Annotated in this window: 16 protein-coding genes; 10 read left to right on the forward strand and 6 right to left on the reverse strand. The window is 74.1% G+C overall.

Annotated elements, in window-relative coordinates; genetic code table 11:
* Positions 1-21 precede the first annotated feature (21 nt).
* The 3 genes from R3E88_01395 to R3E88_01405 all read right to left on the reverse strand — a co-directional run bounded on the left by R3E88_01395 (position 22) and on the right by R3E88_01405 (position 3,395).
* The gene (locus R3E88_01395) at positions 22-1,938 is read right to left on the reverse strand and encodes a ferrous iron transporter B (protein ID MEZ4215108.1); all 1,917 of its coding nucleotides are present in this window, start codon (positions 1,936-1,938) and stop codon (positions 22-24) included.
* Positions 1,935-2,243, reverse strand: a complete 309-nt coding sequence (locus R3E88_01400) for a FeoA family protein (GenBank protein ID MEZ4215109.1) — start codon at positions 2,241-2,243, stop codon at positions 1,935-1,937. Before R3E88_01400 ends, R3E88_01395 begins: the two co-directional genes overlap by 4 nt.
* Before the next feature lie 90 nt (positions 2,244-2,333).
* Positions 2,334-3,395, reverse strand: coding sequence for an NAD(P)H-dependent glycerol-3-phosphate dehydrogenase (locus R3E88_01405; protein MEZ4215110.1), 1,062 nt, complete (start codon positions 3,393-3,395; stop codon positions 2,334-2,336).
* A 256-nt stretch (positions 3,396-3,651) separates the two neighbouring features.
* Here R3E88_01405 and R3E88_01410 point away from each other — a divergent pair, with 256 nt between their 5' ends.
* Genes R3E88_01410 through R3E88_01455 form a run of 10 tightly spaced genes read left to right on the forward strand, consistent with a single transcriptional unit; the run spans position 3,652 to position 14,528 of the window.
* Positions 3,652-4,005 (forward strand): NADH-quinone oxidoreductase subunit A, encoded by a 354-nt coding sequence (locus tag R3E88_01410; GenBank protein ID MEZ4215111.1) that lies wholly within the window; start codon positions 3,652-3,654, stop codon positions 4,003-4,005.
* Entirely contained in the window at positions 3,999-4,466 is a 468-nt protein-coding gene (locus tag R3E88_01415; GenBank protein MEZ4215112.1) for an NAD(P)H-dependent oxidoreductase subunit E, read from the forward strand. The genes R3E88_01410 and R3E88_01415 overlap by 7 nt, the downstream gene beginning before the upstream one ends.
* A gap of 5 nt (positions 4,467-4,471) precedes the next feature.
* Positions 4,472-5,767 (forward strand): NADH-quinone oxidoreductase subunit NuoF, encoded by a 1,296-nt coding sequence (gene nuoF / locus R3E88_01420; GenBank protein MEZ4215113.1) that lies wholly within the window; start codon positions 4,472-4,474, stop codon positions 5,765-5,767.
* The gene (locus R3E88_01425) at positions 5,764-7,371 is read left to right on the forward strand and encodes a 2Fe-2S iron-sulfur cluster-binding protein (GenBank protein ID MEZ4215114.1); all 1,608 of its coding nucleotides are present in this window, start codon (positions 5,764-5,766) and stop codon (positions 7,369-7,371) included. The genes nuoF and R3E88_01425 overlap by 4 nt, the downstream gene beginning before the upstream one ends.
* On the forward strand, positions 7,368-8,477 hold the full coding sequence (gene nuoH, locus R3E88_01430) for an NADH-quinone oxidoreductase subunit NuoH (protein MEZ4215115.1): 1,110 nt from the start codon (positions 7,368-7,370) through the stop codon (positions 8,475-8,477). Before R3E88_01425 ends, nuoH begins: the two co-directional genes overlap by 4 nt.
* A 3-nt stretch (positions 8,478-8,480) precedes the next feature.
* Positions 8,481-9,008 carry an NADH-quinone oxidoreductase subunit J gene (locus tag R3E88_01435; GenBank protein MEZ4215116.1) on the forward strand — a complete coding sequence of 176 codons (528 nt, stop codon included), beginning with the start codon at positions 8,481-8,483 and terminating at the stop codon, positions 9,006-9,008.
* 2 nt (positions 9,009-9,010) lie between these two features.
* Positions 9,011-9,331 (forward strand): NADH-quinone oxidoreductase subunit NuoK, encoded by a 321-nt coding sequence (gene nuoK, locus R3E88_01440; protein MEZ4215117.1) that lies wholly within the window; start codon positions 9,011-9,013, stop codon positions 9,329-9,331.
* On the forward strand, positions 9,328-11,367 hold the full coding sequence (gene nuoL, locus R3E88_01445) for an NADH-quinone oxidoreductase subunit L (GenBank protein MEZ4215118.1): 2,040 nt from the start codon (positions 9,328-9,330) through the stop codon (positions 11,365-11,367). The genes nuoK and nuoL overlap by 4 nt, the downstream gene beginning before the upstream one ends.
* A gap of 15 nt (positions 11,368-11,382) precedes the next feature.
* Positions 11,383-13,002 carry an NADH-quinone oxidoreductase subunit M gene (locus R3E88_01450; protein ID MEZ4215119.1) on the forward strand — a complete coding sequence of 540 codons (1,620 nt, stop codon included), beginning with the start codon at positions 11,383-11,385 and terminating at the stop codon, positions 13,000-13,002.
* A 2-nt stretch (positions 13,003-13,004) separates the two neighbouring features.
* Positions 13,005-14,528 carry an NADH-quinone oxidoreductase subunit N gene (locus R3E88_01455; protein ID MEZ4215120.1) on the forward strand — a complete coding sequence of 508 codons (1,524 nt, stop codon included), beginning with the start codon at positions 13,005-13,007 and terminating at the stop codon, positions 14,526-14,528.
* A 24-nt stretch (positions 14,529-14,552) separates the two neighbouring features.
* Here the strand turns inward: R3E88_01455 and selB are convergent, their stop codons facing one another.
* The 3 genes from selB to R3E88_01470 form a co-directional block, all read right to left on the reverse strand.
* Positions 14,553-16,514: a selenocysteine-specific translation elongation factor gene (gene selB / locus R3E88_01460; GenBank protein ID MEZ4215121.1), complete on the reverse strand. Its 1,962-nt coding sequence runs from the start codon at positions 16,512-16,514 to the stop codon at positions 14,553-14,555.
* Positions 16,495-17,772, reverse strand: a complete 1,278-nt coding sequence (serS, locus tag R3E88_01465; GenBank protein ID MEZ4215122.1) for a serine--tRNA ligase — start codon at positions 17,770-17,772, stop codon at positions 16,495-16,497. Before serS ends, selB begins: the two co-directional genes overlap by 20 nt.
* A gap of 69 nt (positions 17,773-17,841) precedes the next feature.
* Positions 17,842-18,195, reverse strand: coding sequence for a hypothetical protein (locus R3E88_01470; GenBank protein MEZ4215123.1), 354 nt, complete (start codon positions 18,193-18,195; stop codon positions 17,842-17,844).
* Between the last annotated feature and the right edge of the window lie 22 nt (positions 18,196-18,217).

The following is an 18,217-nucleotide window of genomic DNA, read 5'->3' on the forward strand; positions in this document are numbered from 1 at the left end:
GGCCGGAACGTAGCGCCGGCGTCAGGCGCCGCCGCCGAGCGCCGCGACCACGCGATAGGTGACGAAGCTCGCCACCCAGGCGAGCCCGAGCAGGTAGGTGAACGCGAACGCCGGCCAGCGCCACGAGTTCGTCTCGCGCCGCATGATCGCGAGCGTCGACATGCACTGCAGCGCGAACACGAAGAACGCGAGCAGCGACGCCACCGTGGCGAGCGTGAAGACGCGCTCGCCGGTGCGCGGGTCGACGTCGCGCCGCACGGCGTCGCGCAGCGACGCGCCCTCGTCCGACACGGCGTAGATCTGCGCGAGCGTCGCGACGATCACCTCGCGCGCGGCGGTGCTCGCGACGAGCCCGACGCCGATCTTCCAGTCGAACCCGAGCGGCGCGATCAGCGGCTCGAGCGCGTGGCCGAGGTGCCCGGCCGCGCTGTGCTCGAGCCGGAAGCTCGCGGCCTCCGCGGGCGCGAGCGAAGCGGGCGCCTCGACGCGCGGGAACGTGAGCAGCACCCACAGCACCATCGACGCCGCGAGGATGATCGTGCCCGCGCGCCGCAGGAACGCCCACACGCTCGTCCACAGCTGCGTCGCCCAGAGCAGGAACGTGGGCCAGCGGTAGCTCGGCAGCTCCATCGTGAACGGCAGCCCCTCGCCCGGGAGCAGCGTGCGCTTGAAGAGCGCGGCGACGACGAGTGCCGTGAGACCGCCCGCGAAGTAGAGCGCGAGCAGCACGAGCCCCTGCAGCCCGAGCGGCCCCCACACCGTGCGCGCCGGCACGAACGCGCCGATCAGGAGCGCGTACACGGGCAGGCGCGCCGAGCACGTCATGAGCGGAGCGACGAGGATCGTGACGAGCCGGTCGCGCGGCGACGGGATCGTGCGCGTCGCCATGATGCCCGGGACCGCGCACGCGTAGGAAGACAGGAGCGCGACGAACGAGCGCCCCTCGAGGCCGATGCGGCCCATCGCGCGATCGACGACGAACGCGGCGCGCGCCATGTAGCCCACGTCCTCGAGCAGATAGAGCAGCGCGAAGAGGAGCACGATCTGCGGCAGGAAGATCACCACCGATCCGACGCCCGCGACGACGCCGTCGACGAGGAAGTCGGTCGCGAGCCCCGTGCCGAGCGTCGCGCGCAGCAGCGCCGAGAGCGCCGCGACGCCCGCGTCGATCGCGTCCATCGCCGGCTGCGCCCACGCGAAGATGAGCTGGAAGAAGGCGACCATCACCGCCGCGAAGAGCAGCGTCCCGAGCACGGGGTGCAGGACGACGCGGTCGATGCGCTCGGTGACGCGGTGCGTGCCGGCCCGGCGCGCGAGCGCCGTGTCGAGGACGGACGCCGCCCAGCCCGCGCGCTCGAGACGGTCGCGCGGGGGAGGGACGGGCGGGCGGCTCCACGCGTGCGGTGCGGCGAGCAGCGCGCGCAGGCGGTCGAGCCCGAGCCCGCGGTGCCCGACCACGCCGACGACGGGCACGCCGAGCGCGGCCTCGAGCCGCGCGAGGTCGAGCGTGCCGCCGCGCGCCGCGAGCTCGTCGATCATCGTGACGACGAGGCAGGCCGGGACGTCGCGCCGCAGCACGTCGCCGACGAGCAGCAGCGAGCGCTCGAGCGAGCACGCGTCCGCGACGAGCACGAGCGCGTCGGGCGCCGGCACCTCCGCGACCTCGCCGTCGAGCACGCGCGTGACGATCGCCTCGTCGGGGCTGATCGCGTCGAGGCTGTACGTGCCCGGCAGGTCGATCGCGATCGCGCGGCGCCCGTCGAGGTCGAGCGCGCCCTCGCGCCGCTCGACCGTGACGCCCGGGTAGTTGCCGACGCGCGCGCGCAGGCCGGTGAGCGCGTTGAACAGCGTCGTCTTGCCGGCGTTCGGGCTGCCGACGAGACCGAAGCGGAGCGGCACTTCCGCGCCGACCGGCGCTGCGGCGGCCGCCGCGCTCATCGCGCGCTCGCGCCGTCGCCCGGCGCGGCGCGCTCCACCTCGACGCGCGCCGCGTCCACGCGGCGCAGGCACACGCGGTAGCCGCGGAGCTCGTACACGACGGGGTCGCGCAGCGGGGCGCGCCGCACGACGCGCACGGCCGTCCCGGGCAGGAAGCCGAGGTCGAGCAGGCGCACGCCGGCGGGCTCCGACGTGTCGACGCCGACCACGCGCCCCGTCTCTCCGGGAGCGAGCGCCGAGAGCGCGAGCCTCGGCCCGGCGGCGCGGGGCTCCTCTGCGGGGGTGAAATTGAAATTCGATTTCATGGCGACGGCCGGCCGGAGGCTAGCCGCCGCCCGGGTGGGCGTCAGCCCCGGCCCGGCCCCGTCCGGCCGCGTCCGTTCCCGCCCTGTCTTTCAGCGTGCGAAGTCGTCCCGCTCGCTGCGGAGCTGGCGCGTCATCAGGCTGCGGCCGGCCTCGAGCGGCGTCATTTCGCCGTCGAGCACCGCCCGGACCGTCTCGCAGATGGGCATCTCGATGCCGGCGCGCGCGGCGAGCCGGCAGGCGGCGCGCGTCGTCGACACGCCCTCGGCCACCTCGCCCATCTCCTCGAGGACCTCCGCCAGCGCCCGGCCGCGGCCGAGCCCGAGGCCGACGCGCCGGTTGCGCGAGAGGTCGCCCGTGCACGTCAGGATCAGGTCGCCCATGCCCGAGAGGCCGAGGAAGGTCGTCGGCTCGGCGCCCATGTGGAGGCCGAGCTTCGTGATCTCCGCCAGGCCGCGCGTCATGAGCGCGGCGCGCGCGTTGTGGCCGCCCTCCATCCCGTCGGCGATGCCCGTCGCGATCGCGATCACGTTCTTGAGCGCGCCGCCGAGCTCGACGCCCGTCACGTCCGTGTTCGTGTAGCAGCGGAACCACGGGCACGAGAGCGTCGCCTGCACGGAGATGGCGTACGTCTCCTCGCGGCACGCGAGCGTCACGACCGTCGGCTTGCGCCGCGCGATCTCGCTCGCGAACGACGGGCCCGAGAGGCTCACGATGCGCGGGTGGTGGACGGGGTCGAGCACGTCCTCGAGCACGCCGTGCATCGTGAGGCCCGACTCGCCCTCGATGCCCTTCACGGTGGACACGAGCACCGCGCCGTCGGCGAGGTGCGGGCTCGCGGCGCGCATCACGTCGCGCAGGGCGTGGCTCGGCACCGCGAGGATCACGAGCTCGCGGTGGCGGAGCGCGTCGGCGAGGTCCGTCGTCGCGCGCACGCTCGGCGGCAGCACGGCGTCGCGCAGGTAGCGCGGGTTGCGGCGTGTGCGGTTCATGGCGTCGACGACGTCGGCGTCGCGCGCCCAGACGACGACGTCGGCCGGCGCGCGCGGCGCGTTCGCGCCGTCGCCGAAGAACGCGTCGTCCTCGCGCGCGCACAGCATCGCGAGGCACGTACCGAAGCTGCCGCCGCCGATCACGGCGATGGGAAGGGACACGGCGCGCGAGTCTACCGCGCGCATGCGCGTGCACCGGCGCGCTGCGCGCGCGCAGCGCGCGGGCGCGTCGCGTTGACGCTGCGAGGGGCGCTGGCTACGTTGCGCCGCGCCTTTCGGCGCCTCGATCGCGGAACCGACCCCCACGCGTCGCGTACGGCTCCCACCCCCACGACGGCCGCGGAGGGCCGGAACGGCGCGCCCCTCCCACCGCCGGAAGCGCGAGACGTGCGCGGCGCAACGCGCGCACGGGGGTGCGATGCTCGCGGAATACCTGGGCGCGCTGCTGCTGCTCGCGATCGCGATCGTCCTCGCCGTCGGCGTCCTCGTCGCGCACGCGATGCTAGGCCCGAAGCGCAGCTTTCCCGAGAAGCTCGAGCCGTTCGAGTGCGGCGAGCGTCCCGCCGGCTCGCCGCGGCGCCGCTTCGCCGTGAAGTTCTACCTGGTCGCCATCCTGTTCGTCGTGTTCGACGTCGAGGCGACCTACTTCTATCCGTGGGGCGCCGTGTTCCGGGAGCTCGGGATGCAGGGCGTCGTCGCGATGGCGCTCTTCGCGGTGCCGCTCGTCGCGGGGCTCGCCTACGAGTGGGCGAAGGGCGCGCTCGAGTGGTGATCGACGCCGCGCTGCGCGAGCGCATCGAGGCGGTGACGGCGCGCTATCCGACGCGGCGCGGCGGGCTCCTGCCGGCGCTGCGGCTCGTCCAGCGCGCGGCGGGCCACGTGTCGCCGGAAGCGATGCGCGAGCTCGCCGAGCTGTTCGCCGTGCGCCCGAACGAGGTGCGCGAGCTCGTCTCGTTCTACAACCTGCTCGACGATGCGCCGCGCGGGCGCCACCGCGTGAACGTCTGCACGAACCTGCCGTGCTCGCTGCGCGGCGCGCGCGGCCTGCTGCGCGCGCTCGAGGCGCACCTCGGCGTGCGCGCGGGCGAGACGACGCCCGACGGTCGCGTCACGCTCGGCCACGAGGAGTGCCTCGGCGCGTGCGCGTGGGCGCCGATGATGCGCGTCGACGACGCGTATCACGAGGCGCTCGACGAGGCGAGCGCCCGGGCCGTCGTGGACGGGCTGGAGTAGTCGCCGTGCAGACCGTCCCGCACACGACGTCGTACCTCACGGAGCACTGCGGCGACGACGCGTACGCGACGTACGACGGGTACTGCGCGCGCGGCGGCTACGCGCAGGCGCGGCGCGCGCTGCGCTCGATGGAGCGCGACGAGATCGTCGAGCTCGTCACCGCGTCGGGGCTGCAGGGGCGAGGCGGTGCCGGCTTCCCGACCGGCCGCAAGTGGAGCTTCATGCCGAAGGACGGGGAGCGGCCGAGCTACCTCGTGTGCAACGCCGACGAGTCCGAGCCCGGCTCGTTCAAGGATCGGCTCCTGCTCGAGCGCGCACCGCACAAGCTGATCGAGGGCATCCTGATCGGCGCGAAGGCGACCGGTGCGAGCACCACCTTCGTGTACGTGCGCGGCGAGTACGCGCACGCGGCCGACGTGCTCGAGCGCGCCGTCGAGGAGGCCTACGCCGAGGGCGTGCTCGGCCGGCGTTGCCTCGGCGCGAAGCTCGCGCACGACGTCGTCGTCGCGCGCGGCGCGGGCGCGTACATCTGCGGCGAGGAGACGGGCCTCCTCGAGTCGCTCGAGGGTCGCAAGGGACAGCCGCGCAAGAAGCCGCCCTTCCCCGCGCAGGCGGGCGCGTTCGGCATGCCCACCACCGTGAACAACGTCGAGACGTTCTGCCATGTGCCGCACGTGCTGGCGCTCGGCGCCGAAGGCTTCCGCGCGTTCGGCACCGAGCACAGCCCGGGCACGACGCTCTTCGGCGTCTCCGGGCACGTCGTGCGGCCGGGGCTCTTCGAGCTGCCGCTCGGCACGCCGCTCGCCGAGATCGTCTTCGAGCACGCGGGCGGCGTGCCCGACGGCCGCAAGGTGAAGGCCGTGATCCCGGGCGGGCTCTCGATGCCCGCGCTCCCCGCCGGCCAGCTCGACGTGCGCATGGCGAACGAGTTCCTGCGAGAGCGCCGGACCATGCTCGGCACGGGCGGCATCGTCGTCATGGACGACACCACGTGCATGGTGCGCGCGGCGTGCGTGATCGCCGAGTTCTACCGCGACGAGTCGTGCGGGCAGTGCACGCAGTGCCGCGAGGGCACGGCGTGGATGCACGAGATCGCGAGGCGCATCGAGCGCGGCGAGGGCGGGAAGGGCGACCTCGCGATCCTCTCCGACGTCGCGGCGAGCATGGAGGGCCAGACGATCTGCGCCTTCGCCGACGCCGCCGCCTGGCCGGTGCAGGCGCTGCTGCGGCACTTCTTCGACGACTTCGAGGCCCACGTGCGCCTCGGCCGCTGTCCGTTCGACGGGAGCTTCGCGCTGTGATCCGTTTTCGCGTCGACGACGCGTGGATCGAGGCGCGCGAGGGGCAGACGATCCTCCAGGCGCTCGACGCCGCGGGCGTGCTGATGAACGGCGTCGACGTGCCGCACTACTGCTGGCATCCGAAGCTCTCGATCGACGGCTCGTGCCGCATGTGCCAGGTCGAGGTCGAGGGCCAGCCGAAGCTCCAGATCGCGTGCAACACGCCCGTCGCGGACGGCATGGTCGTGCGCACGAAGACGGAGCGCGTCGCGGCCGCGCGCCGCGGCGTGATGGAGCTGCTGCTCGTCAACCACCCGCTCGACTGCCCCATCTGCGACCAGGCGGGCGAGTGCCGGCTCCAGGACTACGCCGTCGACTACGGCGTCGCGGCGAGCCGCACGAAGGAGCCGCGGCGCGTCGCGAAGAAGAACGTCGACCTCGGCCCGACGATCGTGCTCGACCAGGAGCGCTGCATCCTCTGCCGCCGCTGCGTGCGCTTCTGCCGCGAGGTGCCGAAGACGGGCGAGCTCTCCGTCTTCGGGCGCGGCGACCGCTCGGTGCTCGACGTCTTCCCGGGCGACCGGCTCGACAACGCGTACTCGATGAACGTGGCCGACATCTGCCCCGTCGGCGCGCTCACGACGAAGGACTTCCGCTTCAAGGTGCGCGTGTGGTTCCTCGAGGACGTGCCGAGCGTGTGCACCGGCTGCAGCCGCGGCTGCAACGCGTGGCTCGGTGTCGCGAAGGGGCGCGTGCAGCGCATGACGCCGCGCCGCAACGACGACGTGAACGACACCTGGCTGTGCGACGCGGGACGCCTGTCGTACCACCTCGTCCACGCGCCCGACCGGCTCGACCACGCGCTCGTGCGCGACGCCACCGGTGCGCTCGTGCGCGCGGGCGTCGACGACGCCGTCGAGACGGCGGCCGAGCGCCTGCGCGCGCTCGTCGCGGCGCGCGGCGCGGGCGTGCTCGCCTTCGTCCTGTCGGCGCACGCGACGAACGAGGCGCTCTTCGCGTTCCGCGAGCTCGCGCGCGCGCTCGGCGCCGAGCACGTGTACTTCGCGTGCCGGCGCGGCGAGGGCGACGAGCTGCTCGTCCTGCCCGAGAAGGCGCCGAACGCGGAGGGTGCGCGCGCGCTCGGGCTCGAGGACGCGGAGCGCCTGCTCCCGCGGCTGCGCGGCGGCGGCGTCGACGGGCTCGTCGTCCTCGGCGACGAGCTCCTGGCCGACGCCTATCTCGGCGGCTTCGCCGAGCTCGCGCGCATCGACACCGTGGTGGCGCTCGCCACGCACCGCAGCGACATCGAGCGCGCGGCGCACGTCGTGCTCCCGGTGTGCCACGCGGCCGAGTCGCGCGGCACGCTGACGAACCACGCGCGCCGCGTGCAGGCGCTCGCTCCCGCGGTCGCGCCGCCGGGCGACGCGCGCGACGCCGGCGCGTTCGCGCGCGCGCTCGGCGCCGCACTCGCCGCGGAGGGCTTCGCGCGCGTCGACGGGCGCCGCCGCGCGGACGACGACGGCGTCGCCGCGGCGTCGCGCGCGCTCGCCGACGCCGAGCCCGCGTTCGCCGGCATCCACGTCGACGTCGTCGGCGCGGGCGGCCGCGTGCTGGGGGACGGATGACGCCCTTCCTCGTCGCGAAGGTGTTGTTCGTCTTCGTGCTCGTCGTCGGCGTGTTCGCGCCGCTCATGACGTGGACCGAGCGCAAGCAGAGCGCCGTGATGCAGGATCGCATCGGCGCCAACCGCGCCGGCGTCGCGGGCATCACGGTGCTCGGCCTGCTGCACCCGCTCTCGGACGTGATCAAGCTGATGTGGAAGGAGGACGTCGTGCCGGCGGGCGCGAACCGCTTCCTCCACGCGCTCGCGCCGGTGATGTCCGCGGTGCCCGCGATCGCGGCGTTCGCGGTGATCCCGTACGGCGGCGTCTACGAGCTCGGCGGCCAACGCATCGAGCTCGTGGCGGCGAACCTCGACTGGGGCGTGCTCTGGATCTTCGCGCTCGGGTCGATCGGCGCGTACGGCCCCGTGCTCGCGGGCTGGTCGAGCAACAGCAACTGGGCCGTGCTCGGCGGCGTGCGCGCCGCGGCGCAGATGATCTCCTACGAGGTGACGCTCGGGCTCTCGGCCGTCGGCGTCTTCATGGTGTTCGGCTCGCTCTCGCTCGTCGACATCGGCGTCGCGCAGGACGGGCTCGCGTGGCGGCTCTGGGGGCCGATCGGCATCCCGAACTGGGGCATCTTCGTGCAGCCGCTCGGCTTCGTGCTGTTCCTCACCTGCATGCTCGCGGAGAACAAGCGCCCGCCGTTCGACCTCCCCGAGGCCGAGAGCGAGCTCGTCGCCGGCTACTTCACCGAGTATTCGGGCATGCGCTTCGGCCTGTTCTACATGGCCGAGTTCATCCAGGTGGTCGTGATCGCGGGGCTCGTGACGGCGCTCTTCCTGGGCGGCTGGGCCATTCCCTTCCTGACGACCGACGCGATCGTCGGCGCGATCGCGGGGCCGCTCGGGCCCGGGCTCGCGACGATCCTGTGCGCGGTGCTCCACGTCGCGACGTTCGTCGCGAAGATGGTGGCGATGATCTGGCTGCAGATGCTCATCCGCTGGTCGCTCCCGCGCTTCCGCTACGACCAGGTGATGGACCTGTGCTGGAAGGTCGTGCTCCCGCTGTCGCTCCTGAACGTGCTCGTGACGGCGGCCGTGCTCGTCCACCTCGGGAAGGCGGGCTGAGCCATGTCGTTCGAGCTCGCGCTCTTCTACGCCTTCGCCGCGCTCGCCGTGCTCGGCGCGGTGGCGATGGTGGGCTTCGTCCGCCACGTCGTCGCGGGCGCGATGAGCCTCGTGCTGACGATGGTGTCGCTCGCCGGCATCTACGTGCTGCTCGGCGCGCACTTCGTCGCCGCGCTGCAGGTGATGGTCTACGCCGGCGCGATCGTCGTGCTGTTCCTGTTCGTCGTGATGCTGCTCGACCTTCGCCGCGACGACTTCGGCCCGTCGCGGCCGGGCCAGCGCGCCGTGAAGCTCGTCGCGTCGGGGCTCGCGGTCGCGCTCTGCGCGCTCGTCGCGCGGCGCGTCGCGGGTGCGCTCCCGGCCGCGGGCGCGCCGCCCGAGGGCTTCGGCGGCTTCCGCGACCTCGGCCTCGCGCTCTTCACGACCTACGTCGTCCCGCTCGAGGTGGCGGGCCTGCTGCTGCTCGCGGCGATCGTCGCGGCCGTGATCCTCGCGAAGGAGCGCCCGCGCGGCGCGGGAGGCGGCCGGTGAGCATCCCGATCGAGCACGTCGTCGCGCTGTCGGCCCTGCTCTTCGCGATCGGCGCGATCGGCGCGCTCGTCCGGCGCAGCCTGATCGCGATGCTGATGTCGCTCGAGCTCATGTTCAACGCCGCGAACCTCGCGCTCGTCGGCTTCAACCGCGTCTGGAGCGCGGGCGCCGGCGGCGCGAGCGCGCTCGACGGGCAGGTCTTCGCGCTGCTCGTCATGACCGTCGCCGCGGCCGAGGTGGCCGTGGGGCTCGGCATGCTGATCGCACTCGTGCGCAACCGCGACTCGATGAACGTCGAGGACGCGAGCCTGCTCAAGTGGTGACGGCGACGCTCGACGACCCGCTGCTGCGGTGGATTCCGCTGCTGCCGCTGCTGTCCGCGGTCGTGCACGGCGTCTCCATCGGCTTCGTGCGCCGCGCGCTGCCGCGCGCCGCCACCGTCGCGCTCTCGTGCGGCACCGTCCTCGCGTCGTTCGTCGCGAGCGCGATCGCGTTCGCGACCTGGGTCCAGCAGGGGCGCGCCGACGCCGCCCTCGTCGACGTCGTCTACACGTGGATCGGCGCCGGCCTCGGCGAGCGCGCCTTCAGCGTCGACGTCGCGCTGCGCTTCGACCCGCTCTCGGCCGTGATGTGCCTCCTCGTGACCGTCGTCGGCTTCGCGATCCACGTCTACTCGGTCGGCTACATGGGCGAGGACGAGCGGGAGGACCGCGGCTTCCAGCGCTACTTCGCCTACCTGAACCTGTTCGTCGCCTCGATGCTCGTGCTCGTGCTCGCGGACGGCCCGGTGCTCGCCTTCCTCGGCTGGGAGGGCGTCGGCGTCTGCTCCTATCTGTTGATCGGCTTCTGGTACGCCGGCGCCGACAACGCGCGCGCCGCCCAGAAGGCCCTCGTCGTGAACCGCATCGGCGACGCGGGCTTCCTCGTCGGCGTGCTGCTCGTGTTCTGGGCGCTCGCCGAGGGCGGCGCACCGTCGACGACGTGGGCGGGGCTCGAGGCGGCGCTCCCGTCGCTCGCCGCGCGCGTCGTCGCGCTGCCCGCCGCGCTCGGCGGGCTCGAGCTGCCGTTCCTCGACGTCGTCGGCCTGTGCTTCTTCGTCGGCGCGTGCGGCAAGAGCGCGCAGCTGCCGCTCCACGTCTGGCTGCCCGACGCGATGGCCGGCCCGACGCCGGTGTCGGCGCTGATCCACGCGGCGACGATGGTGACGGCCGGCGTCTACCTCGTCGCGCGCATGTCGTTCCTCTACGCGGAGGCCGAGCTCGCGTCGACGGTGATCGCGTGGGTCGGCGCGTCGACCGCCGTCTACGCGGCGCTCGCGGCCGTGGCGCAGACCGACCTCAAGAAGGTGCTCGCGTACTCGACGCTCTCGCAGCTCGGGTACATGTTCCTCGCGGCCGGCGCGGGCGCGTTCACGGCCGCGATGTTCCACGTCGTCACGCACGCGTTCTTCAAGGCGCTGCTCTTCCTCGGCGCGGGCTCCGTCCTGCTCGCGGTCCACCACCAGCAGGACATGACGAAGCTCGGCGGCCTCGGGAAGCGGCTCCCGAAGACGCGGCTCGCGATGCTGATCGGCGTGCTCGCGCTCGCCGGCATGCCGGGCTTCTCGGGCTTCTTCAGCAAGGACGAGATCGTCGCCGCCGTCTACGCGAGCCACCTTCCGGGCCGGCGCTACCTGCTCGGCATGGCGCTCGGCACGGCCTTCGTCACGAGCTTCTACGCCTTCCGGATGTACTTCCTCGTCTTCCGCGGCGAGAGCCGGGTCGAGTCGCGCATCCGCTCGACCATGCACGAGCCGGGCGACAGCGTGATGTTCCCGCTCTACGCGCTCGCGGCGCTGTCGATCCTCGGCGGCTACGTCGGCCTGCCGCAGTTCTGGGGCGACATGATGCTGCCGCCCGAGGTGCACTCGGACAGCCTCGGGAACTTCCTCGCGAGCGTCGTCGTGCGCGCGCAGCACGACATCCCGCGCGCGCAGTCGTGGGCGCTCGTCGTCGTCGCGACCGCGGCCTTCGCGGGCGGGCTCGTCGCCGCCTGGCTCGTGTACGTGCGCGCGCCGTCGTGGATCGTCGCGTTCCAGGCGCGCACCCTCTCGCTGCAGGCGTTCGCGCGCGGCGGGTTCGGCGTCGACGCGCTCTACGCGCGCGCCCTCGTCGCGCCGCTTCGCGTCGTCGCCGACCGCGTGCTCTTCCGCGCGGTCGACGCGCTGCTGATCGACCGCGTCGCGGTCGAAGGCGTCGCGCGCGCGGTGCGCGGCATCGCCTCGGGCGTGCTGCGGCACGCGCAGTCCGGCCTCGTGCAGACCTATCTCTTCTTCCTCGTCGCGGGGAGCGTGGCCATCGCGCTCTTCCTCGTCGGGTAGCGGCGGGGGAGGGGCATGCAGGTCGGGCTCTCCAGCTTCGTCGTGTTCGCGCCGTTCGCGGTGGCGTGCGCGCTCGCGCTCACGGGCCGCCTCCTGCCGCCGCTCGCCTGGCGCGCGGCGGGGCTCGCGGCGTCGCTCGCGAGCCTCGCGGGCTTCGCGCGGATGTGGTCGGCCTACGACGTCGTCGACGGCGGCGTGCAGCTCGTCGAGCGCGCCGCGTGGCTGCCCGAGCTCGGCATCCACTACTTCGTCGGTGTCGACGGCATCAGCCTCATGCTCGTCGGCCTGACCGCGCTGCTCGTCCCGGTCGTGCTCGTCGCCTCGTGGAACGAGATCGAGCGCTCGGTGCGCAGCTGGGTGTTCTTCCTGCTCGCGCTCGAGACGGGCGTGCTCGGCGCCTTCGTCTCGCTCAACCTGTTCCTCTTCTACCTGTTCTTCGAAGTCATGCTCGTCCCCATGTACTTCCTGATCGGCATCTGGGGCGGGCCGCGCCGCGTGCACGCGGCGCTCAAGTTCTTCGTGTTCACCATGACGGGATCGCTCGTGATGCTCGTCGGCATGCTGTCGCTCGTCGCGCTCAACCGCGAGCAGGGCGGCGCGCTCAACTTCGACTGGCTGCCCGCGGCCGGGAGCACGGCGCTCGCGCTCGTCGACACGACGGTGCCGCTCGCGGGCCGCGCGCCGTGGTGGCAGACGCAGCCGTTCCTGTTCGGGGCGTTCGCGCTCGCGTTCGCGATCAAGGTGCCCGTCGTGCCGCTGCACACGTGGCTGCCCGACGCGCACGTCGAGGCGCCGACCGGCGGCTCCGTCGTGCTCGCGGGCGTGCTGCTCAAGCTCGGCGCCTACGGCTTCCTGCGCTTCGCGTTGCCGCTGGCGCCCGACGCCGCCGCGCAGGCCGCGCCGCTCTTCATGACGCTCGCCGTCGTCGGCATCCTGTACGGCTCGCTCGTCGCGCTCGTGCAGGAGGACGTCAAGAAGCTCGTCGCCTACACGTCCGTCGCGCACCTCGGCTTCGTCGTGCTCGGCGCGTTCGCGGGCAACTCGCAGGGCATGTCGGGCGCCGTGCTCCAGATGGTGAACCACGGCCTCTCGACCGGCGCGCTGTTCGTGCTCGTCGGCTTCCTCTACGAGCGGCGGCACACGCGCCACATCGCCGAGTTCGGCGGCGTCGCGCGTCCGATGCCCGTGTTCGCGGCGCTCTTCGGGCTCGTGATGCTCGCGAGCATCGGCGTGCCGGGCCTCAACGGCTTCGTCGGCGAGCTCCTGATCCTCGTCGGCGCGTTCGGCGCGCGCCCGGCGTTCGCGGTCGCGGCCGTGCCGGGCATCGTGCTCGGGGCCTGGGTGATGACGGCGATGTATCGCCGCGTGATGTTCGGGCCGGTCGAGCGGCCCGAGAATCGCGGGCTCATCGACCTCGGCTGGCGCGAGCGGCTGGCCGTCGGCGCGCTCGTCGTCCCGATCGTCGCGATCGGCGTGCACCCCGACCCGCTGCTGCGGCGCATCGAGCCGGCCGTCGTCGCCACGCTCCACCGCATCGAGTCGCGCCGCCAGGAGCGCCCCGCGCCCGAGGAGCCGGCCGCGGCGCCGAGCGAGGGTGTCGCGGCGCGCCGCGGCGGCGCGCGGGGGGAAGGCTAGGCGTGGGCGACGCGGGGGCACTCGCGAGCTTCGGCTTCGACCCGAGCCTGCTGGCGCCGGTCGGATTCGCGGCGGCCGGCGCGCTCTTCGTGCTGCTCGGCGAGGTGTGGCTCGCGCGCGGCGGCCGCCGCCCGACGGCGGGGCCGACGCTCGCGTTCGTCGCCGTCGTCGCGCTCGCGCTCGCCGCGCTCACGGCGGCGTCGTCGTTCGCGAGCGGCGTGGACGCGCTCGTCGCTCCCGCGCGCCCGATGCTCCGCGTCGACGCGCTCGCGAGCTTCGCGTGCGCGGCGATCGCCGTGGCCTCGATCGTCGCCATCTGGCTCACGCGCAACTACCTCGCGGCGCTCGACATCGACGAGGGCGAGCTCTACGCGTTGCTCCTGCTCTCGGTCGCCGGCGCGTTCGTCACGGTGCAGGCCGTCGACCTCGTCGCGCTCTTCATGGGCATCGAGCTCATGAGCCTCCCCGCGTACGCGCTCGCGGGCTTCGACCGCCGGCGCCTCGCGTCGAACGAGTCGGGCCTCAAGTACTTCCTCGTCGGGTCGTTCGCCTCCGCCGTGCTGCTCTACGGCATGGCGCTGCTGTACGGCGCCACCGGCGCGACGTCGTTCGAGGGCGTGCGCGCGGGCTTCGCGGGGACGAACGCGCTCGCGCTCGGCGGGCTCGCGCTCGTGCTCGCGGGCTTCGCGTTCAAGATCGCGGCCGTGCCGTTCCACCAGTGGGCGCCCGACGTCTACGAGGGCGCGCCGACGCCGGTGACCGCGTTCATGGCGACGGCGGTCAAGATCGCGGGCGTCGTCGCGCTGCTCCGCTTCGCGGGTACGGTGATCCCCGGCCCGGGAGAGGTCCCCGGGCTCGGCGACGACGTGCGGCGCGTCTTCGCGGTGCTCGCCGTCGCGACGCTCGTCGTCGGCAACGCGATGGCGCTCCTGCAGACGAACCTGAAGCGCATGCTCGCGTACTCGAGCGTCGGACACGTGGGCTTCGCGCTCGTCGGGCTCGCGGTCGGCGGCGCGACCGCCGACGCGGCCGTGCTCTTCTACCTCGTCGCCTACGCGCTCGCGAGCGCGGGCGCGCTCGGCGTCGTCGCCTCGCTCGCGCACGGCGGGCGCGAGCGCGACCGCATCGACGACCTCGCCGGCCTCGCGCACGCGCGCCCCGGCCTCGCCGCCGTGCTCGCGCTGTTCCTGCTCTCGCTCGCGGGCATCCCGGGCACCGCCGGCTTCTGGGCCAAGCTCTACGTGCTGGCTGCGGCCGTCGGCGACGGGCACCTCGTGCTCGCGCTGGCGGGCGTCCTCACGACGGCGGCGTCGCTGTGGTTCTACCTGCGGCCGATGGTCGCGATGTACATGCGCGATCCGGTCGACGGCGACCCGGGCGAGATCGACTTCATGCCGACGCTCGCGCTCGCCGTGTGCGCGATCGCGACGCTCTGGCTCGGCCTCTTCCCCACCGCCGACCCGCTCTTCGGCGTCCTCGACCCGAGCGCGATCGCGCGCGCGGCGGCGGAGGCGATCGGACGCTAGGCCGCCCGGCCCGGCCGCACGCGCCTAGCGAGCGACGCGGCGGTCGCCGTCGCGCCGCGTCACGCCGAGCGCGTCGAGCAGCTCCATCAGCGGCACCGTCGTGCGCCGCGTCGTTCCCGTGAGCCGCTTGTACGCCGCGGTGTCGACCTCGCCGTGCGCGCCGAGGTGGGCGCGCACGCGCGCGACGAGCGCGTCGACGGCCGCGCGCGCGAACCACAGGTCGCCCGGGGCGCGCACGAGCGCGCCCTCGCGCTCGAGGTGCGCGGCGAGGTCGCGGAAGCGCTCGATCGGCACGCCGAGCGTCGCGGCCCATTCGCGCGGGGCGCTCGCCTCGAGGCCGGCGCCCGCGGCATCCGCGCGCATGCGCTCGACGAGCGCGCGCGTCGCCGCGTCGAGCGTCGGCGCGTGCGACGGCGTGCGCGCGAGGTCGGCCTCGACGACGAGCTCGCCGCGCTCGACGAGCGCGCGGAGCGCGGCGTCGACGGCGGCCTCGGACGCGCCGCCGGGCGCGCGCGAGCGGAGCGTGCCGAGCGCGAGGCCGGGGCGGAGCGGCTCGCGCCGGTGGTGGGCGTCGACTTCGCGCGCGAGCGCGCGCGCGAGCGCCTCGAGCGCGGCGGCGTCGACGACCACGCCCTCGACCGCGGGCGCGATCGCGCCCTCGGCGACGAGCGCGCGGACGGAGGCCTCGACCTCCTCGGCCGCGAGCCCGGACTCGCGCGCGAACTCGGCGAGCGCGAGGCCGCGCGCGCCGGCGCGGCTCGCGCGCGTGCGGAGCGCGCGCGCGGCGTCGCCCGCGTCGAGCTCCGCGAGCTCGCGCGCGAGCGCGGGATCGCTGCGGCGGAGCAGGTGCGGTGCGACGTCGACGACGCGCCCGCCGCCGAGCGTCGCGCCGTGCTCGCGCGTGCGCGCGAAGCCGCGCACGACGAAGCGGTCGCCCGGGAGCGCGACGACGGGATCGCCCTCGACGTGGATGCGCGCGAAGCCCGCGTAGCCGGGCGCGAGCGCGGGCGCGCCGATCGGCGCGATGCGCGCGCGCCGCTCGGCCGTGCCGAGCAGCAGCTCGACCGACGCCGCGTCGCCGCGCGCGGGCGCGGGGCCGAGCCAGTCGATGCGCACGTCGAGCGCGCGCGTCGGCGCCAGCGCGCCCGGCAGCGAGACGACGTCGCCGCGCGCGAGCGCGCTCGCGTCGACGCCCTGCAGGTTCACCGCCGTGCGCGCGCCCGGCTCCGCGCGGGCGAGGTCGCGGCCGTGCGTCTGCAGCCCCCGCACGCGCGCGCGCAGGCCGCGCGGGTGGATCTCGACCTGCGTTCCCGCCTCGAGCGCGCTCCCGACGAGCGTGCCCGTCGCGACCGCGCCGAAGCCCTTCGCCGCGAACGCGCGGTCGATGGCGAGGCGCGGCGGCCCGGTGCGCGGCGTGCGCGCGCGCGCCTCGCGCGCGCAGCCGGCGAGCGCGGCGCGCAGCGCGTCGAGCCCCTCGCCGGTCGTCGCCGAGCACGCGACCACGGGCGCGCCGGCGAGCGCCGTCGGCGCGAGCAGCTCGCGCACGTCGTCGCGCGCGAGCGCGCGCATCTCGGCGTCGGCGAGATCGCACTTCGAGAGCGCGACGACGCCGTGCTCGACGCCGAGCAGCCGGCAGATCGCCGCGTGCTCGCGCGTCTGCGGCATCACGCCCTCGTCCGCCGCGACGACGAGCAGCACGAAGTCGATGCCCGCCGCTCCCGCGACCATCGTGCGCACGAACCGCTCGTGGCCCGGGACGTCGACGACCGAGAGGCGCCCGACGTCCTCGCCGAGGTCGAGCGGCGCGAAGCCGAGCTCGATCGTGATGCCGCGGCGCTTCTCCTCGGGGAGGCGGTCGCAGTCGACGCCCGTGAGCGCGCGCACGAGCGCCGTCTTGCCGTGGTCGATGTGGCCGGCGGTGCCGAGGACGAGTGCGCCGCGCGGGCTCGTTCGGTGTGCGCCGCCGCTAGCGGGGCGAGAGGACATCGCGTCCGACGTACGGGCGCAGCGCTGCCGGGATGCGGATCGAGCCGTCCGCCTGCTGGTGGTTCTCGAGCAGCGGGATGAGCGTGCGCGCGATCGCGACGGCGGTGCCGTTCAGCGTGTGCACGAGCTCGGTCTTCTTGCCGCCCTTGCGCTTGAAGCGCGCCTTCAGGCGGCGCGCCTGGTAGTCGGTGCAGTTCGAGGTGCTCGTCACCTCGCCGTAGCCGCCGCCCTCGCCGCGTCCGGGCATCCACGCCTCGATGTCGAACTTGCGGTAGGCGGGCGCGCCGAGGTCGCCACTCGCCACGTCGATCACGCGGTACGGGATCTCGAGGTCGCGGAAGATCCCCTCCTCGATCGCGCGCATCTCGTCGTGCAGCGCGTCCGAGTCCTCGGGGCGGCAGGTGACGAAGAGCTCGACCTTCGTGAACTGGTGGACGCGATAGAGGCCCTTGCTCTCGCGGCCCGCCGCGCCCGCCTCGGTGCGGAAGCAGTGCGAGATGCCCGCGTGCTTGATGGGCAGCTCCTCCTCGTCGATCACGCGGTCGGCCTGCAGGCCGCCGAGCGTGATCTCGGCGGTGCCGACGAGGCACAGGTCGTGGCCGGCGACCGAGTAGACCTGCGTCTCCTCGCCGCGCGGATTGAAGCCGATGCCCTCGAGGATGGCGGGCCGCGCGAGGTCCGGCGTCGCGACGGGCGCGAAGCCGGCCGCGATCGCGCGATCGAGCGCGAAGCGTTGGAGCGCGAGGTCGAGCAGCACGGCCGCGTTCTTCAGGTAGTAGAACTTCGCGCCCGTCACCTTCGCGGCGCCGTCGAAGTCGAAGAGGTCGTGGCGCGCGCCGAGCTCGAGGTGGTCGAGCGGCGGGAAGTCGAACTTCGTGGGCTCGCCCCAGGTCGCGAGCACGACGAAGTCGTCCTCGCCGCCCTCCGGCACGTCGGGGTGCAGGAGGTTCGGCAGCGTGCGCGCGGCCTCGTCGAGCAGCCCCTGCGCCTCGCGCAGCTGCGCTTCGAGCTCCGCGATGCGCTCCTTGATGCGCCGGCCGAGCGCGTTGTGCGCCTCGCGCTCGTCGGGCGCGAGCTTGCGCTGCCCCGCCTTCTGGTGCTCGTTGCGCTCGCGGTTCGCGTCGTTCACCTCGGTGGTGAGCGCGGCCACGCGGCGCTGCGCGTCGATCGCGATGTCGACGTCCGCGGTGACGCCGCGCTTGCGGATGCACTCCGCGATCTCGTTGCGGCGCGCCTCGAGGCTTCGGGGGTCGAGCATGGCGCGGGGAGGGAAGCACAGCGCCCGAGGCCACTCAAGGATGGGACGGCGCGGTGCAGCCGCCTGCGCCTACCACTCGCAGTCGGACGCGATGCCGGAGAGCCAGGTCTCGACGAGCTTCCCGTTCTGGACGCGGAACGCCTGGACCCAGTGCTGCACCGCGCCGTTCAGCTTCCAGCGTCCGATCGCGGTGACCATGTCGTCCTCGACGACGAGGCGATAGGTGAGCTCCTGGACGTCGAGGTTCGGACCGAACTGGAGGAGCTGGTCGCGGTACTCCTCCGCCGTGATCGCGCGCGTGCCGTTCGGCTCGTGGCGCGTGTAGACGGGGCCGGCGATCTCGGGCACGAGCTCGAAGGCCTTCTTCGACCACATGTCGTCGTACCAGCGCTCCATCGCGCGGCGCGTCTCGGCAGCGGACATCGGCGTTCCTCCTCGGTGTCGC

Source organism: Myxococcota bacterium (genome assembly GCA_041389495.1).
Lineage (GTDB): Bacteria > Myxococcota_A > UBA9160 > UBA9160 > UBA4427 > JAWKRT01.

Coding starts and splice junctions, on each gene's coding strand:
- R3E88_01395 (MEZ4215108.1), bottom strand. CDS start 1,938: ATGAGCGCGGCGGCCGCCGCAGCGCCGGTCGGCGCGGAAGTGCCGCTC.
- R3E88_01400 (MEZ4215109.1), bottom strand. CDS start 2,243: ATGAAATCGAATTTCAATTTCACCCCCGCAGAGGAGCCCCGCGCCGCC.
- R3E88_01410 (MEZ4215111.1), top strand. CDS start 3,652: ATGCTCGCGGAATACCTGGGCGCGCTGCTGCTGCTCGCGATCGCGATC.
- nuoH (MEZ4215115.1), top strand. CDS start 7,368: ATGACGCCCTTCCTCGTCGCGAAGGTGTTGTTCGTCTTCGTGCTCGTC.
- R3E88_01435 (MEZ4215116.1), top strand. CDS start 8,481: ATGTCGTTCGAGCTCGCGCTCTTCTACGCCTTCGCCGCGCTCGCCGTG.
- R3E88_01450 (MEZ4215119.1), top strand. CDS start 11,383: ATGCAGGTCGGGCTCTCCAGCTTCGTCGTGTTCGCGCCGTTCGCGGTG.
- selB (MEZ4215121.1), bottom strand. CDS start 16,514: ATGTCCTCTCGCCCCGCTAGCGGCGGCGCACACCGAACGAGCCCGCGC.
- serS (MEZ4215122.1), bottom strand. CDS start 17,772: ATGCTCGACCCCCGAAGCCTCGAGGCGCGCCGCAACGAGATCGCGGAG.
- R3E88_01470 (MEZ4215123.1), bottom strand. CDS start 18,195: ATGTCCGCTGCCGAGACGCGCCGCGCGATGGAGCGCTGGTACGACGAC.